The 17,414-nt window shown below is 48.1% G+C and carries 13 protein-coding genes; 8 read left to right on the top strand and 5 right to left on the bottom strand.

Going from position 1 to position 17,414, the window contains the following annotated elements:
* Positions 1-22: 22 nt before the first annotated feature.
* Together JMX98_RS07220 and JMX98_RS07215 are read left to right on the top strand one after the other, a co-directional pair.
* Positions 23-979, top strand: coding sequence for a polyphenol oxidase family protein (locus JMX98_RS07220; RefSeq protein WP_201585576.1), 957 nt, complete (start codon positions 23-25; stop codon positions 977-979).
* Positions 980-1,062: 83 nt separating this feature from the next.
* A complete protein-coding gene (locus JMX98_RS07215) occupies positions 1,063-1,680 on the top strand; it encodes a flavodoxin family protein (protein ID WP_201585575.1) in 618 nt (205 codons plus the stop codon).
* A 419-nt stretch (positions 1,681-2,099) separates the two neighbouring features.
* Here JMX98_RS07215 and JMX98_RS14225 read toward each other — a convergent pair whose 3' ends face one another.
* Positions 2,100-2,234: a hypothetical protein gene (locus JMX98_RS14225; protein WP_265089355.1), complete on the bottom strand. Its 135-nt coding sequence runs from the start codon at positions 2,232-2,234 to the stop codon at positions 2,100-2,102.
* A 736-nt stretch (positions 2,235-2,970) separates the two neighbouring features.
* Here JMX98_RS14225 and JMX98_RS07210 point away from each other — a divergent pair.
* The 3 genes from JMX98_RS07210 (at position 2,971) to JMX98_RS07200 (ending at position 6,951) form a co-directional block, all read left to right on the top strand.
* The gene (locus tag JMX98_RS07210; protein ID WP_201585574.1) at positions 2,971-4,425 is read left to right on the top strand and encodes a cytochrome c; all 1,455 of its coding nucleotides are present in this window, start codon (positions 2,971-2,973) and stop codon (positions 4,423-4,425) included.
* Between the two features lie 240 nt (positions 4,426-4,665).
* Entirely contained in the window at positions 4,666-6,267 is a 1,602-nt protein-coding gene (locus JMX98_RS07205; RefSeq protein ID WP_201585573.1) for a flavin monoamine oxidase family protein, read from the top strand.
* A gap of 30 nt (positions 6,268-6,297) precedes the next feature.
* Positions 6,298-6,951 (top strand): c-type cytochrome, encoded by a 654-nt coding sequence (locus JMX98_RS07200; protein WP_198336080.1) that lies wholly within the window; start codon positions 6,298-6,300, stop codon positions 6,949-6,951.
* 112 nt (positions 6,952-7,063) lie between these two features.
* Here the strand turns inward: JMX98_RS07200 and JMX98_RS07195 are convergent, their stop codons facing one another.
* The 4 genes from JMX98_RS07195 to tolQ all read right to left on the bottom strand — a co-directional run bounded on the left by JMX98_RS07195 (position 7,064) and on the right by tolQ (position 10,802).
* Positions 7,064-8,356 (bottom strand): PD40 domain-containing protein, encoded by a 1,293-nt coding sequence (locus JMX98_RS07195; protein ID WP_201585572.1) that lies wholly within the window; start codon positions 8,354-8,356, stop codon positions 7,064-7,066.
* A gap of 135 nt (positions 8,357-8,491) precedes the next feature.
* Entirely contained in the window at positions 8,492-9,505 is a 1,014-nt protein-coding gene (locus JMX98_RS07190; protein ID WP_201585628.1) for a cell envelope integrity protein TolA, read from the bottom strand.
* 93 nt (positions 9,506-9,598) lie between these two features.
* A complete protein-coding gene (gene tolR / locus JMX98_RS07185) occupies positions 9,599-10,057 on the bottom strand; it encodes a protein TolR (RefSeq protein WP_192994077.1) in 459 nt (152 codons plus the stop codon).
* A 4-nt stretch (positions 10,058-10,061) separates the two neighbouring features.
* A complete protein-coding gene (gene tolQ, locus JMX98_RS07180; RefSeq protein ID WP_201585570.1) occupies positions 10,062-10,802 on the bottom strand; it encodes a protein TolQ in 741 nt (246 codons plus the stop codon).
* Positions 10,803-11,169: 367 nt separating this feature from the next.
* Between tolQ and JMX98_RS07175 the strand changes: the two genes are divergently transcribed.
* From JMX98_RS07175 to JMX98_RS07165, 3 genes are all read left to right on the top strand, one after another.
* A complete protein-coding gene (locus tag JMX98_RS07175; protein ID WP_201585568.1) occupies positions 11,170-12,465 on the top strand; it encodes an NCS2 family permease in 1,296 nt (431 codons plus the stop codon).
* A gap of 758 nt (positions 12,466-13,223) precedes the next feature.
* Positions 13,224-16,448 (top strand): bifunctional proline dehydrogenase/L-glutamate gamma-semialdehyde dehydrogenase PutA, encoded by a 3,225-nt coding sequence (gene putA / locus JMX98_RS07170; RefSeq protein WP_201585566.1) that lies wholly within the window; start codon positions 13,224-13,226, stop codon positions 16,446-16,448.
* Positions 16,449-16,459: 11 nt separating this feature from the next.
* Positions 16,460-17,152 (top strand): 1-pyrroline-5-carboxylate dehydrogenase, encoded by a 693-nt coding sequence (locus JMX98_RS07165; RefSeq protein WP_201585564.1) that lies wholly within the window; start codon positions 16,460-16,462, stop codon positions 17,150-17,152.
* Positions 17,153-17,414: the final 262 nt, after the last annotated feature.

Below are 17,414 nucleotides of genomic sequence, written 5' to 3'. Positions count from 1 at the left end.
TGCTAAGAGACAGGAAGCTGCTATGACAAAAAACCTGCCAATGACAGTGCTGGCACACATTGATGATGTGGTGGTCTTTCAAACGGCCGCTTGTCTTGAGACAGATACAGATATTAGTAGTGATTTATATCAAAGCCAGCAATCAACCGCTCAGGCAAACTACGGTGCGCTGAATTTAGGCCTGCATGTCAATGATCATGCAGTTAGGGTACTAGGCAACCGCATGCGCGTATTGGCGGCCATCAACGAGCAGCTCAGGCCAGTTGACGCTTTAGTGACTGACCGCGCTCAAGGCCGCTATATTAAGCGTTTGCATTGGGTCGATCAGGTTCATGGCAAGCATGTTTATGATGTCGATGCTTGTCCGCTAAGTATGCAGCCCGCGGCAGCGGACGCCATGGTCAGTCAACAAGCAGGGTTAGGGCTGGCTATCATGACCGCTGACTGTGTGCCTGTGGTACTGTACCAACCTGCCAGTGGTCAGATTGCCGCGATTCATGCTGGTTGGCAAGGGCTGGCGGGCGGTGTCATTCCAGCGGCGGTGCAGCGCTTTACGCAGGCAGGAGAAATTCAGGCGTGGATAGGGGTGTGTATCAGCCAAGCCAACTACGAAGTAGACAGCCGCGTGCGAGACAAGCTACTGGCAGGATGCCGAGACAGTCAGGCATTACCTGCGCATACCCTAAGCGGTACGGAGCGTTTTGATCAGTTGTATGTGGCCACGTCAGCGGCGCATCAAACCACCGATTCTGCTGCCTGTAAAGATAAGATCACACTAGATTTGCCTAAGATAGCCGCCGACCAGCTCAGCCATGCGGGCGTGAACCTAGCAAACAAAGCGCCGATTAGCTGCAGCTATGCCGACTCGCACTATTATTCCTATCGTCGGCAAACCCACTTGCAGCAGCCTGCGACTGGGCGGATGGCACTGATTATCGTGCGTGGCGCTGTGAGCCATACGGGCGGCGAGATGTCATAGACGATACGTCGTTTGATTGGTCACTGATTTGGCCTTTATTTATTTTCGTTTTTTTTATTTTTATTTATCATTATAGAGTTTGTATGAACACATCAACCGAAGCCTCTGCGTCAGCTGCCGCTCTCCAAAGCCCGCCTAACGTAACGATGGCGGTTATTTATCATAGTAACTATGGTCATACCAAGCGCGTCGCAGAAGCGATCGTACAAGGTGCGCGTACTCAGTTGCCCGCCGATCAGGCACGCGCGATTGATATACACGACATCGATTGGGCGTTTGTCGATCAGGCAGATTTGTTGGTATTTGGCAGTGCAGTCTATATGGGCAGTGTCACCGCTGAGTTCAAAACTTTTATGGACGAGACCTCAAAGCGCTGGTACCACCGAAAATGGGAGGGCAAATGGGCTGCCGCTTTTGCCAATTCAGGTGGTTTAAGCGGGGATAAGCTCGCAGTCTTACAGCAGATATCCTTGTATGCGATGCAGCATGGTATGAACTGGATTGGCTTGCCGCTAATGCCAACGGGGCACGAAGCGACAGACCTCAACCGTTTGTCGAGCTTTTTGGGCTTGATGACCCAGTCGCTTGATGGGCCGCCTGAAACGACGCCAGGACCTGGCGATATCGATACCGCGATTTGGTTTGGCAATCATTTGGCTAAGACCATTATCAAACATCAGCCAGCCGATAGTAGACCCTAGTATCAGCTTTGCCATATCATATGGCCGTTTATTTCATATAGTCGATTTATTCTAAAGGTGACAGGGCGCTACTGGTATAAGTTTTATGTACGTGCTGCTCCCACAGAGGCGGCGCATCCTACATTTCTAACAATGTTGTTTTAAGCTGATTATGTCGGTTTGAGGATGGTTTGAGCATCAGTGATTATTCTCTCTTAACTTAAATATAGTTAATTTACTTTAAAACCGATACAGTGCAGCTGGTATGAATTTTGCGCCGCATCTGTCAGCGTAGACACAGCAAGCAAGTAAAAATTGTACCAGTTGCACGTGCATATGAGCGTATCGACTTTATTTCGAACTGACTATAGTATCCAAAAAGCAGACAGCCAATGTTGTCTGCTTTTTTTGGTTTTATATCCAATCGACTATAGAGGTTTTTATTTGGCCTCATGAACGTGAGCGTGCAGAGTGGTAGGCACAGAGGTGACAGGAATAGGACTTTCGACAAACTGAAACGACTGGCAGCCTGATAGCAGCATCATCGTGCTCAATAAAGCAAATAGTGACTTCATAATAAAATCTCAAAAAGGGCCCTGCCAACCACAAAAAAGTCGGCGCAAATCATATAAACATAGAAAAATATAAGTAAGCGATATTACTGTATGACAGGTCTAATAGGCGATACAGCATCCAGCAATGTATCTATTATGTACAGTAAAGGCAGGCCAAAGTAAAAAATAACGCCAGCGTTTTAGTATTATACAAGATTATGGTGCGTTTTAATAAAATATAAAAATGAATGTTTAAGGTAAGCCATTGTTTTTGATTGCTATATTTCTAAACTGTTTTATAAAATATGCTTTTGTATATTATTAAAAATATAAGCGAGTCGGCTCAGGTAGTTTTTTAACTTTTGTAAAAAAATGGGGGTAATAAGTTACTACGCAAGCAATAGCAGAAAAATAGCTTTACATTAGTAAGGGAGTAGAGAGTATCGAGTAACCATTTATAAGGCTGATTTAGAGCAGAGGCTAATCAGTAAAATCAGTAAAAGATAATAAATAAGCGCAATATACTGGCCATGAGTGCGTTATCTGCTACTTTAAAGAGGATATACAGTGCCAAATAAGTGATGGTCAACGCAGATGTATTATCTGGTCAAAAATTATTTGATAAGTCATATGCTGGAAAAATGGATTTTTAAGATACGTCAGGAAGCCAATATTAAAAGATAACAATAATGAAAACATCTTAGTGAATTAAAAATATCAAATCATTAAAACTAGATGCCAGCTATAAGAGGATATTATGAAGCCATTTTCTATGATGTTATCGATGCTCGTCATCGGTATGACCTCTGGTACCGTCATGGCGCAAGGCAGCAACGTTGCCGATGCCACCCTACCAAATGCCAGCTTGCCCAATGTCAGCCCCGCCAATAGCGAGCTGGTCAATCGCGGCGCTTATATCGCACGGGCGGCTGACTGTATGGCCTGTCACGGCGAGGACTATACAGGCGGGACCGCCATAGAGACTCCCATGGGTGATATTTACTCTACCAATATCACCCCCTCAAAACGTTATGGCATCGGTGATTATACCGAAAAAGACCTAAAAAATGCTTTGCAAAAAGGCCGTGCTCCTACGCATATGCTCTATCCTGCCATGCCATATCCCTCTTATCATGGTATGAAGGACGAAGATATCAAGGCACTATTTGCGTATTTACAAACGGTGCCCGCTGTCGATGAAGCGCCCAAACAAAAGACTGATTTGCCGTTTCCCTTTAATATCCGTGCCCTAATGCTGGGCTGGAACTTCTTAAACGTGCCATCGACCGAAAACCGTGAAGGCCTGAGCCCAACGCAGCAGCGCGGTGAGTATTTGGTCAATAATCTCGAGCATTGCGGTACTTGTCATACGCCGCGTAACAGTACCATGGGGTTTGATAAAGAAAAATACCTATCTGGTGCCCAGCTCGGGCATTGGTATGCACCCAATATCACCCCTGACGAGTCAAGCGGTATCGGCAGTTGGAGTGAGCAGGATATCGTCACCTATCTACGGACAGGGGAGCTGGATCAGCGGGCGTATGCTGGCGGCCCGATGGGTGAGGCCGTGGCTCATAGTACGCAGTACCTCACACACGAAGATTTAAGCGCGATTGCCTCTTATCTAAAAGCCATCCCAGCGGTGCAGACAGATGACAAAGTATCAGCTGTCGATGTGGCACGCTTGCCAACCCCTATCAATGACTCAATCACTCATGATCTTTTGGCACAAAAAGACTATCTGGCTCAGGCCAAAGCAGATGCGGGCAATAGCAGTAATTCGCCTGAGTCTTTGTACTTAGCGACATGTGGTAGCTGCCATGGTGTCAATGGTTATGGTCAACCGGATGCTCAGTATTCTCCTATCGTCGGTCTGAGCAGTATTCGCCGTGACAACCCTGACGCGCTTGTCAATATCATCTTGCATGGGGTAGTCGGCAGCACCAATACCTCACCGATTATGCCTGGGTTTGCCGACCAGCTCGATAGTGAACAAATTGCCAGTATCGCCAATTATGTGCGCGTAAACTTCGGCGGTCTGACAGACAGCGACGTCAGTGCTGCTGATGTCGAACGTATTGCGTCAGCAGGGAATGAGCAGCCGTTTTTAATAAAATACGCAGGTTTGCTGGCGATTATTGGCATCATCGTAGCGATTTTGCTCATCATCTTCATAATACGAGCCATCATGCGCAAAAGACGCCAGTCGTAACCTTGCTGTCTTTTGTCATGGATGCTACTAAGTAACGCCAGACTATTTAGCAAAACCAATCACAAATAATAATAGGGCAGACGGCCGCGCACACGCTGAGTATCGCATAGCAGAACCATCAGTCTGCTACCAAGCTGATAGCTTTATAGGAAAATAGCCTATCAATACTCAAACTGGCGGTGCCACACAGAGCAAAAAACCACAAGCGAACCGTCATGCACCAACTTTAAGGATATGATTATGAAAGACATGCTCCAATCCCCAACACGGCGCCAATTGCTCTCCATGATCGGTAAAACAGCCGGAGCAACGGCGATGTATCAGGCGATGACCACACTAGGGTTTGCCTCTGAGTCGACATTTCAAGAGTCCATGGAGCTTGAAGGGGCACCTTCGGGCGCTAGTATTATCGTCCTTGGGGCAGGCTTGGGTGGTCTGACGGCCGCTTATGAGCTACGTCAGGCAGGCTATAATGTCAAGGTTTTGGAGTTTCAAAACCGCGGTGGCGGGCGTAGCTGGACACTAAATAGCGGAGATAGATATACCGAGCTTGGCGGTGCGGAAGTGACGTGCGACTTTGAAGAAGGCAATTATTTTAATGGTGGGCCTTGGCGATTACCGAGCCATCATTATGCAGTGTTTCATTACTGCAAAAAATTTGGCGTAGAAATGCAGCCGTTTATCCAAACCAATGATCGAGCTTATTTGCATCGGACCAATCACTTCGGCGGTGTCCCTCAGCGCCTAGGGGATGTCAAAAACGATATTCAAGGCAATATCGCAGAGCTGATGTCCAAGGTGGTCAACGTCGGCGGCCTGGATCGCTCAGTCAATACCGAAGATAAAGAAAAGCTACTAGAGGGCTTAAAAGGCTGGGGCGTTTTGGACAAAGACTATCGTTATCGCGCGAGCAATGCCACCAGCAAACACCGCGGTTATAGCGTCTTGCCAGGCGGCGGGCTTATGCCGACAGAGACACCCTCAAAACCATTACCGATGAGTGAGATACTAGACTCAGGCATGTGGTCTGATATTTATAGCAATCATATGACGTATGCGCATCAGCCCACAATGTTTCAGCCAGTAGGTGGCATGGGTAAGATAGGCGATGCCTTTACGCGTGAGTGCCGCGATATGATCGAATTTAATGCCAAGGTCACTAAGATTCACCAAGATGAGACGGGCGTGACGGTCAGCTATGTAGATAGCAATAACCCAGAAGGGCCGGTAAAGACGGTACGGGCGGACTGGTGTGTCTGCAATATTCCTCTGACTGTTTTGACCCAGCTTGATATCAATGTCTCAAAGCCTATGAAGCAGGCGATGGCGGCAGTGCCTTATGATACTTCTTATAAAGTCGGCCTAGAATTTAAGCGCCGTTTTTGGGAAGAGGATGAGTGGATCTATGGCGGCTTAACCTATACCAATATGCCAATTACCCAAATCGCTTATCCCTCTGAGGATATGTTTAAGGACGGCACAGGCGTTTTATTAGGGGCGTATGGTTTTGGCGCTACTTCTTATAAATTTAATACCCTAACGCCGCAGGAGCGCATCAACGTCGCACTGGCTTATGGTAAGTACATCCACCCACAGTATCCCAAAGAGTTTCGTGCTGGGACATCAGTGGTCTGGCATCGCATTCCGTGGACTTTGGGCTGTTATGGTATCTGGAGCGAATCTAGCCGCAAACAGCACTACGATACGCTGTGCAGCATAGACAATCGTATCGTCTTAACTGGCGAGCATTGCTCTCATATCCCAGCATGGCAAGAAGGCGCTATTTTATCTGGCATAGACGCCGCCAATCGCCTGCATAAAAAAGCAAAAATGCTTGGTTAATATTGATAACAATAAAATTCAGAGGCTATCATGGACAATGCAATCGTAAAAAAAACAATCAGGGAGAATACAACATCAAAAATGCTGCCTGTGATGTTGCTGAGTGTGATGAGTGGCGCGGTGGTAATGGGCTGTAGCCAGCAAGCAGATGATGTGGAGACGGTGGCCAGTGTACAAGAAGCTGACCTTGCTCCAGATTATCAAGCCAGCCGTAATACGGGCAGTTGGGGCGGTGTCTATATGAGTCGCGACGAGCTAAAAGCCCCGCAGATCAACGTCGTCGATGACAGCTCGTTGCCAAGTATGGCGCAAGATGCCAGCCTTAGCAAATGGGAGGCAAAGTTTGAGGGCACCAATGCTTTTGTCACCACCGATGGCAAAAAGCTATACCACGACTCCTGTGCAGGCTGTCATATGCACGAAGGTCAAGGCGCGTACGGGGCAGGATATTATCCGCCGCTGGCGAACAACAGCAAGATGCAGTCAAAATATTATATTATCGATATCTTGATTAATGGCTTTCGCGGTATGCCGTCTTTTCATATGATGATGGACGATGAGCAAATGGCTGCTGTCACGCAATATGTGGTCAGCGATCTTAATGGGTTTACCGATACGGTGACCGCCGCCGATGTTGCCAAATTAAGACACGCCAATCCACCAGGCCATGATCCAAGCGAGTAGCTCGCTGGCATACAAAAACGCCTGATTAACTATCAGGCGTTTTTTGTGGATGCTGTGGTCGCCAAGATAAAGTCGCCGCATCGTTTTTATCTCGGATTGATGATATGAGAGTCTATTGTGGGCTGGCTGACCAAACGGGCGAGCGTATCACGCCTTGACCAGACTTGCCAAAGGACTCACCGCCATTTAGGGACTTGATGATTAGCACTCCTTTGCCACCTTGGGTAGCGGCATATACCACACGCTTACCATTTGGCGAAAAGCTTGGCGCTTCATCGATGCCCGTATTGCCTAAATTGGCTGTCACCGCGCCATTGCTATTCATCACCGCTGCGGCTCGCCCACTCAAAAAGGCGATCTGCGTGCCATCATGACTGAACTGCGGACTGGTGGCGTAGCTACTGTTTGAGACTTTGGTCGTGCGCCCTGAGCCAAACTCATAACGATAAATCTGCGGCTTATTAAAGCCTGCACGGTCACTGACAAACACAAACGATTTGCCATCTGGCGCGTAGCTTGGCTGTACCTCGCTGCTTGGCCAGTTGGTCAGTCTTTTGGGCTGGCCACCACTGGTACTCATCTCATAGATATGCGCGCTACCTTCAAAGCTGCTAGAAAACAGTATCTTGCTACCATCGGGCGAAAACGACGGGCTAAGATTGCTGCCTTTAAATGGAGTAAGTGCGCTGGCACCGCCGCCACTCACGTTTTGGATATAAATCACTGGATAAGACTGGTCGCGTTGGATAGCATAGGCGATACGGTTGCCATCAGGAGACCAAGCAGGCGAGAAGATAGAGCCTGCTACTTCGGTGATGGTCTTGGCGTTTTCGCCATCGGCATCCATCACTTTTAGGCGTGAGACTTTTTGTTTGCCGGTGCCTACTTCTTCGATATAGGCGATGCGTCCTGAGAAGTCGCCTGGCGTACCGGTAATTAGCTCATACACCTTATCAGCGATGACGTGACCGGCATAGCGCATGCTGTCTTTGTTGTTGTCAGCGCTGAGGCTTTGCTTGCCTTGTAGTACCCGACCTGATTTGACATCGATGACCTCATACTCTGTGATGACTTTACCGCGATTGCTACGAGTGCTGCCCACCACCAGATAAGGAATACCCATGCTTTGCCAGACCGGCAAGCTGCCTGCCAGCTCGCTGCTACTATGCGGCGGCTGCGGCAAGTCTTTGCTAGTGACTTTTAGCTCTGTTTTGCTCAAGTCATTGAGAATAATCGGCGATAGTACCGAGTCTCCTGCAAAGGGTACAAACGCGACTTGGTTTTGTTGTACCGGAATGTCGTAGTTCAGCTCTAAAACGACAGGCGCTGCCAACACACTGGCAGAAGCAAGTAACGTGGTGACACTAATGCATAAAGGGGCAAGTAGTTTTTTATGGATAAGCATGAGTAAGTTGGGCTCCTAAGGGAATGTAAGTCTCGTTTTTTATAGGTTTTAGTTTATTATTAGAATAAGGGAGTATCGTCTAGGGTACAAGCTATTTAAGTAACGTTATCAATAATATGTGCCTTAAATTGTGTGTTAGTTGCTTCCTTTAAACTGTATGGTAAAGGTTGGATATCTGGGATCATCAGTATCGATCGGTAGGCTGCCATCGAGATCGAGTACAGCTTGTTTGGCGGCCTCGTTGACCGCACTGTCTGGCCCCGATGCTGTGACATTGACCACGCTGCCGCTGGCATTGACCGTGATGATTAATGTGGCGTGCTGGGTAGAGCCTTTTGCGGCGGGGGGCGGATTATAGTGGCGTCTGATTAAATTGATAATCTCACTATTACTAGCACCGCGGTTATCACTGGCAGCTGTTCGGCTACTGCCTTTGTTTGGGCTGGTGGTGACCGTGTCACCAAGGAGGGTAGATTGACCTTCTGATAAGTCAAAGGTTTTACCTGCGCTACCAGAACCACCAGTATCAATTTTTAGGTTTCGGCCGGTAGGCGTAGGACGAGTAATCTTGGGTGGGTTGTTTTGTTTCCGATGAAACTCATCCAGCCGTCTTTGTTCCTCTATCAGCTGCTTTTTTTTATCTTGTTCAACTGCTTCGTGTTCTTCTAATATGGCTTCATCAAGCTTGGCTGCCCACTCTGCCATACGGCGTTCATATTCTTGATTTTGCTCAAGCAGACGTTGATGCTGCGTCTCACTCATGAGAATTGATGCCCTCGCAGGATCGTCGGAGCGTGTGAATACAGGTGCTCGCTGCGCATTCGGTTGGTCAGTGCTTTGGCTGGTAGAGCCGCTATCAAATGTCTGAGGGGGCAAGGTGCTGGATATGCCGTTTGTACTACTGTCGGTTTGCATGGCCTCTGCAGCGGCAGCTCGGTTGGCCAATATCTGTCCTTGCATCTCAGCGAGCTGCTCTGGCGAGACCATGACCGTCTCGATACTACCTGCTGTCTCTACATCGGTATGTTGATACGCGTATATCAAGGTGCCCAGCACCAGCCCATGTGCGAGCAAGCTCAGCAGCACAGGTAAGGTGAGCCCGTTGCCTTCAGGCTCGGTGGGCACATAAACGACAGGGGCATTATGCATGGTGTGATTACTCATGAGCGTGGTATATCAGATTGTTTGCTATGGTTTGCTGTATCATTGCTTGGCACTGTATTATCACAAATAGCGAGACGATCACAGCGATGGGGTCGGTAAAGGCGCACCAGTGAGTAGTCCGACTTTTTCGATCCCTGCTTGTTGTAGGCTGGCCATCAATGTCATGATAGCGCCATACTGATTGTTTTGATCGGCATTGATCATCACTTGTACCGGTGGCTTGCCAGTATTGCTGTTTTGTGTTTGGAGATTGGACAGCGTATTGATCAGCTCAGGCTCACTAATCGGCATGTCAATGTTGTTTTCATAGCTGATAAATAGCTCGCCGCTCGCCGTCAAAGACACAATGATTGGTAGCTGACTTTGGCTCATGGTGTTGGTCTGCTCTTTGGGCAGATCCACGTCGACACCAGTGATGAGCAGCGGCGCGGTCACCATAAATATCACCAGTAGTACCAGCATGACGTCGATATAAGGAACGACATTCATCTCTGCATTTAGGGGTTTTTTTTCACGGCGATAGGGGCTTTGTCTCATATACTTAGCGTCCTTGCACCTGACTGGCACTCGATGGTGCCTCTGAGCTTGGGTTGTTTTCGCGGTTTGTGCTGCGCTCAGCGCTGGTCTCACGCTGGAGCATACCAGTCATTTCATCACAAAACAGCGCGCGCGACTCATACAGACGGCCAGACTTGGCGGTGAAATGGTTGTAGGCCAGTACAGCAGGAATCGCAGCAAATAGACCCATAGCAGTGGCGATCAGTGCTTCAGCAATGCCAGGAGCGACCGCAGCGAGGGTGGCTTGTTCAGTTTGTGATAGCCCCAAAAACGCATTCATAATGCCCCAAACCGTCCCAAACAGTCCAATATAAGGCGCCACTGAGCCAATACTGGCAAGCGTGGTCAGTCCTGACTCTAGTAATAACTGCTGACGACCCAATCCGACACGTAGCTTGCGCTCCACACCATCGATGATGTCGTCTTTGGGTTGGCGTTTTTTATGCATTCTTAAATATTCAGAAAACCCAACATAAAAAATCTGCTCAAGCCCTTGCCGATCAGGGGAGCCTTGTACGCCTTGATAGAGCTTGGCCAAGTCTTCACCCGACCAAAACCACGTCTCAAATTGTTGGTCGAAGTTTTTGGCAGTACCCAGCCGTGCACTCATACGAAAAATAATCACCCAGCTAAGTAGCGAGCCCAATAACAACAACGCCATGACGATTTGTACCAGCAAACTGGCTTCGGTAATAAGGTCGATAATGTTTAATGATTCAGGCATGTATTTGACTCATGAGTGATGAATAACAACTGGTAGGGCACGTCCTAGTGTAGTGTACTGTGAAATGAAAAAAAGGTCATTTATTAAAGTGTTAAACGGTAAATAAAACCGGTAAAAATGATACGTTGTTATTTTCGATTGATTTGGTGACTTATCACATGACCTAAACCACAAAACAGTCATAAATAAAGCGAAAACAGCTGTTTGCACCCATCAGGCACGGGTAATGATTGAATTTGTACGCCAATTTCTCTAAAATGTTGCACTTTGTTACCGCTGCCTTTTTGATAATGACGTCGCAATCTATTTGCTGACGTCATATTTATTTTAAATAAGGCCATACCTTAGCAAGCTGGGCGCGACACTTATGAATGCAATTGAACGCTATTTTGGGATCAACGGTGAAAACACCACGGTCAAAACGGAAATCCTCGCTGGTATAACCACCTTTTTGACGATGGCTTATATCATCTTTGTCAACCCCAACGTATTGGCAGAAGCTGGTATGGACAAAGGGGCGGTGTTTGTTGCTACCTGTTTGGCAGCGGCATTAGGCTGCTTTATCATGGGTATCTATGCCCGATTGCCTGTGGCATTGGCTCCTGGTATGGGCTTAAACGCCTTTTTTACCTATGGCGTCGTTTTAGGGATGGGCTATGCGTGGGAAACCGCGTTAGGCGCTGTTTTCTTATCAGGTTGTTTATTCATTCTCTTAAGCCTATTTAAGATTCGCGAGTGGATCATCAATGCCATTCCAGCCAGCCTCAAGCAAGGCATCGTGGCGGGTATTGGTGCGTTTTTGGCCTTTATTGCCTTACAAAGCTCAGGCATCATCGTTGGCCGTGATGCGACACTAGTGATGCTAGGCGATATGACCGCGTTTGCACCGATGATGGCGGCGCTGGGCTTTTTTATTATTATCGGCTTGGTCTACAAAAAAGTCCCAGGCGCGGTGACGATTGGTATTTTGGCGATTACTCTGATCAGTTTGTTTACAGGGCATACACAGTTTACAGGCATCATGTCGACGCCGCCATCTGTCGCACCAACCTTTATGAAACTCGATATCGCAGGTGCCTTTGATATCGGTATGATCAGTGTGATTTTTGCTTTCTTGTTTGTCGATTTGTTTGATACTGCAGGCAGTCTGGTGGGTATCGCCAACAAGGCAGGTCTGGTCGATAAAGACGGCAATATCCCTAACATGGACAAGGCGCTGCTTGCTGACTCAACAGCGACGGTCGCAGGCGCTATGCTAGGTACATCATCGACGACCAGTTATATAGAGAGCGCCTCAGGTGTGGCCTCAGGTGGCCGTACAGGTCTGATGGCAGTGACCGTGGGCGTGATGTTTGTGCTGAGTATTTTCTTTGCACCCCTTGCTGGGATGATTCCTGCATATGCGACTGCTGGCGCAATTTTTTATGTCTCGGTATTGATGTTGTTTACACTAAAAGACATCAACTGGGAAGACTTAACCGAAGCGGCACCAGTGGCGGTAGTCTTGTTACTCACACCGCTGACGTACTCTATCGCTGATGGTATCGCGCTTGGGTTTATCACCTTTACTGCTGTCAAGCTGATGACGGGTAAGTTTTCAGAGATTAGCATCCCTGTATGGGTGTTGACGGCTATTTTGCTTGCCAAGCTGGTGCTGCTATAAGTATTTGGCGTTATCAATACGCTTGATACAAATACACTTGATATAACGGCTCAATATTGCGTTGTCATCCGTAAAAACCCTCTTTATCTGATATGGATAAAAAGGGTTTTTTTATGTGGGCGCAGTAGAGGGTTTTTAGGGTGCAGGTTTTAGCAAGTGGCGCGTCCAAGTATTTGATTAAAAAAACAATTAACACACAATAGTAAACACAAAAATATAACTCAGGCGTCATGATGGCAAATGTACTAGTAACTGATTGTTTTTTAGTAAGATACTAATTGTCAAAAATACGCGATATCGTTAGTTGGAAAATTTTTTTCATGATATTATAGCGACGTTAAGCGCATCACCTCAATCAACGCCGTAGAGGTTTTTCTTACAGTGAATTTGCATTATCTTAGATGACAGGGATTCGCCATATTTGACACGTCGATGTTTGATATCGCTATCGCAAAACCTGCTCATCGCACTCCTTTCACTACTAACAAGAAGAAGGCACTAATGCCGCTTAACTTTTCGTTGTTGCCTTTGTATTGTTAACGTAGCCCGTTTAACACTCGAACGACCTACTTAACCGTTTCCAGCCTATGCTGGATTTTCTCGTTTTGTGATGGCGCCGTTTGGTCTTTTGATTATCGCTGCATGCATATATTGTGATTGCTATTTATTTAACCGCTGTCACTAGCGGTGATACAAGACGATCAGACTTCCTAAAGCCCCATTTATGATGGTTTTTAAACGATAGTTATGGAGTTGTTATGAACCCAGTAGACCAGTTTACCCCGCAAGAGCCAATTTTATTTAAGCCTGTCGATCTGCTAGCGCCAGAGTATATTACCCAGTCGTCAAAAGCGCTATACGCGTGTATCTCACCTTTATATTGTGTGGATGAAGAGCGCTGGTTGTCAGAGCTGTTGCCACTTGCTAAGCCCAGCGACAAAGAGCGTGATGACGCTGCTGAGCAAACACGCCAGCTGGTCGAGCATGTACGCAATGATGGCAAAGCCGTTAAAATGGTGGACTCATTATTGCTTGAGTATAGCCTTGATACCCAAGAAGGCATCTTGCTGATGAGCTTGGCTGAAGCCCTGATTCGCGTACCAGACAATTATACGGCTGATGCTTTGATCCATGACAAGATGAGCGTGGCTGACTGGAAAAAACACATCAAAAATGACAATGGTTTTATGGTCAATGCTTCGACATGGGGCATGATGATGACCGGCCGCGTCGTGAGTATCGATAGCAGCACCACGGCCACAGGGTTTTTGGATCGTATGACCAAAAAGATGGGCGAGCCGGTGATTCGTAGTGCCATGCAAAAAGCCATGCGCATCATGGGGCATCAGTTTGTATTGGGGGAGACCATCGAGGGCGCCAATAAAAACAGTCAGCCGTATCGCAATAAAGGCTATACCTATTCATTTGATATGCTGGGTGAGGCGGCCATCACGCATAAAGATGCTGAAAAGTACTTTAATGATTATCTGCACGCCATCAAAGCCACCGCAGATATCAAAGTGGCTGAGGGTATGCCAAAACCGTCAGTATCTATCAAGCTGTCGGCGCTGCATCCGCGCTATGAGGCCACGCAAGAAGCGCAAGTTATGGGACTGCTGCGTCAGCGCTGTTTGCTACTGATCGAAGCGGCGCGCGCCGTCAATGTCGATATCAGTATCGATGCCGAAGAAGCGGATCGCCTTGAGATTTCGCTAAAACTGTTTGAGTCTTTGTATCGTGACAATTTGACAGCCGGCTGGGATGGCTTAGGGTTGGTGGTGCAGGGCTACTCAAAGCGAGCGATTGCGGTTTTGGCATGGCTGGCGCAGTTAGCGGCAGAAATGGGTGATCGCATTCCAGTACGTTTGGTCAAAGGCGCGTACTGGGATACGGAGATCAAATTGGCTCAGCAAAAAGGGCTGGCAGGTTATCCTGTCTGGACACGAAAAGAAGGCACCGACACAGCCTATCTGGCGTGCGCGCGCTTCTTGTTATCAGATCATCTGCGCGGGCTGATTTGGCCGCAGTTTGCGACGCACAATGCGCATACGCTAGCATCAGTCATGACCATGAGTGCGCATCGAGACTTTGAGTTTCAGCGTCTACACGGCATGGGCGATGCGCTTTATGATCATATCTTGCAAGCCTATCAGATTCCGGTGCGTATCTATGCGCCAGTCGGTGCTCATAAAGACTTGCTACCATACTTGGTACGTCGTTTGCTCGAAAACGGTGCCAACAGCTCGTTTGTCCATCAGCTACTAGACAAGTCTTATCCGATTGATAAGCTGACCGTGCACCCTTTTGATAAGCTGCTGGCCAACGCAACATTGCACAATCCAGAGATTCCCTTGCCATTAGATATCTATGGCGAGCGCCGCGCCAGTTTTGGCCCCAATATCTTTGTAGAGTCGCAGTGGCTACCGTTTAAAGCAGCGATTGATAGCCACTTGCACAAGACATGGTCAGCGACTTCTATCATCAATGGCGCGGCGATTGATGAGTATAAAGTGGATGGTCAAGTCAATAAGCTTGAAGCGCACATAGTACGCGCGCCTTGGAATCACGACGTGATCGCTGGTGAAGTGGTTTATGCCAATGCTGATCTGGCACAACAAGCGACCCTAGCGGGCGTGGCAGGACAAGCAGCATGGCAAGCGCAGTCAGCGGCCAAGCGCGCAGCCATACTACGTAAGATTGCTGATTTGTATGAAGAAAACTACGCTGAGCTCATGGCACTGTGCCAAGTAGAAGCGGGCAAAACCATGCAAGACAGTATCGATGAGATCAAAGAGGCGGTCGATTTTTGCCGTTTTTATGCGGATGAAGCAGAGCGCCTAGATGAGGTGGTGCACGAGTTTACAGACTTGTCTGGTAAGCCTGCACGTCAAGTGTATAAAGCGCGCGGTACTTTTGTTTGTATCAGTCCTTGGAACTTTCCGCTGGCCATCTATACCGGTCAAATCGTGGCGGCGCTGGCCGCAGGCAATACCGTGGTTGCTAAACCTGCTGAGCAGACCAGCCTGATTGCGCATTTTGGTGCACAACTGATGTATCAAGCAGGGGTGCCGGTAGAAGCGTTGCAGTTGGTAATAGGCGCAGGTGAGGTAGGCGGTGCATTGACGGCCGCTGACAATATCGCAGGTGTGATATTTACAGGCTCTACCCAGACCGCCCAGCGTATCAACCAAAGCTTAAACAGTCATGCACAAAGCAGTGGTGAGCTACCAATACTAATCGCCGAAACAGGCGGACAAAATGCGATGATCGTCGACTCAACCGCCTTGCCTGAGCAAGTGGTCAAAGACGCTGTGCTATCTGCCTTTGGCTCAGCGGGTCAGCGCTGCTCAGCATGCCGTATCTTGTGTGTACAAGAAGAGATGGCTGATAATTTGATTGAGCTGCTGCAAGGCAATATGGCGGAGCTGTCGGTCGGCAATCCGCTGTACGCCGCCACGGATGTTGGTCCGGTAATCGATGCCGATGCAAAAAATGGCCTAGAAGCACATATCGAGCGTATGCGTGCTGAGCCAACCGCGACGATCTTGGCACAGACGCCCATGAGTGTCAGCTCGGTCGTCAGTCAAGAAAAATCGACCTTTGTCTTACCGACAGCGATAGAAGTAAAAAGCATTGATGTGATAGGCGGTGAGCACTTCGGTCCTATCTTGCACGTTTTGCGTTATCAAGCACGCGATCTAAACAAGCTGATCGATGCCATCAATAGCACCGGCTTTGGTCTGACATTGGGTATTCATAGCCGTATCGAAAACACCGCCGAGCATATCGAGCGCCGCGTGCTGGTGGGTAACGCTTATATCAACCGCAACCAAATCGGCGCGGTGGTCAACGTCCAGCCATTTGGTGGCTGTGGCCTCTCAGGTACTGGCCCCAAAGCTGGTGGCCCGCATTATGTGGCGCGCCTGATGAAATTAGATAGCGATAATCAACCTTCAACATCCACGCAATCAGCAATCGCATAAGGAGTAGCAAGATGGCGACTGAATTTAAAAAAAATCATGCCCAAGTTTGTGAGTCTTGGCGATTACTTGGCGCGGTCAATCGCGCCACTTATCTGCAAGCAGCCATTCCTCGGTTAGCCTTGCTGACGGGCGATGCCAATAAAGCCAAGCGCTTATTCAACCATTTGTTGAGCGCTGCGCCAAGCTTAGATGAAGTACACCGTATGACAGGCGCGACAGGAGAGTCCAATGATCTGTACATGACGGCTCGTGGCAAAACCATGGTCATCGGTAGTGAGTCAGCGCGTACGATGGCAGTGCTTGGTCAGCTAATCGCCGCCCTGCTGACGGGTAACGAAGTGATACTACACTGCCCAAGTCAGGCGGAGATGTGCGATGAAGCGGCAAAAGTGCTTTATGAGATAGGAGTAAGCGATGATGTCTTAAGCGTCGCCAACGACTCACAAACCATCACACTGTTATACATCGATCGCCTCGCGCAGGTCGCAGTGGCAGGCAGTAATAGTGAAGTGCAGGCCGTCAGCCAAGAGCTGGCCAACACCGATGGTATCTTGACGCAAGTCATTAGTGTGACCGATATGGACGGCATGTCAGAGATGCTCACGCCTGACTATCTGCATCGGTTTGTCACTGAGCGCGTCAAAACCATCAATACCACAGCGATTGGTGGTAATGCCAGCTTGCTTGAGCTTGGTACCGACTAGGGTTGTTTCTTGCATCGCGGCTTAAGTCATATAGATAGATGATGCTGAACGGTGAGTGCGCAAGATAAAACCAACAGTAATAATAAAAACCGATATCTGAAAGCTCAGGTATCGGTTTTTTTATTGAGGACAGACTAGGGCGTGTTGAACATTCGACCATGGCACTGACAGCGACTATTTTTTAGGCGATTCGATGTTAAAAATAATAAGTTTAGTCATTCTAAGCGCTTATTTTTAACGATGAAGCGGCAAAAAAGAGTCC

The sequence above is a fragment of the Psychrobacter sp. HII-4 genome (assembly GCF_904846595.1).
Lineage (GTDB): Bacteria > Pseudomonadota > Gammaproteobacteria > Pseudomonadales > Moraxellaceae > Psychrobacter > Psychrobacter celer.
Note: the sequence above shows the minus strand (reverse complement) of the source record. Positions and strands in the feature narration are given on the sequence as shown.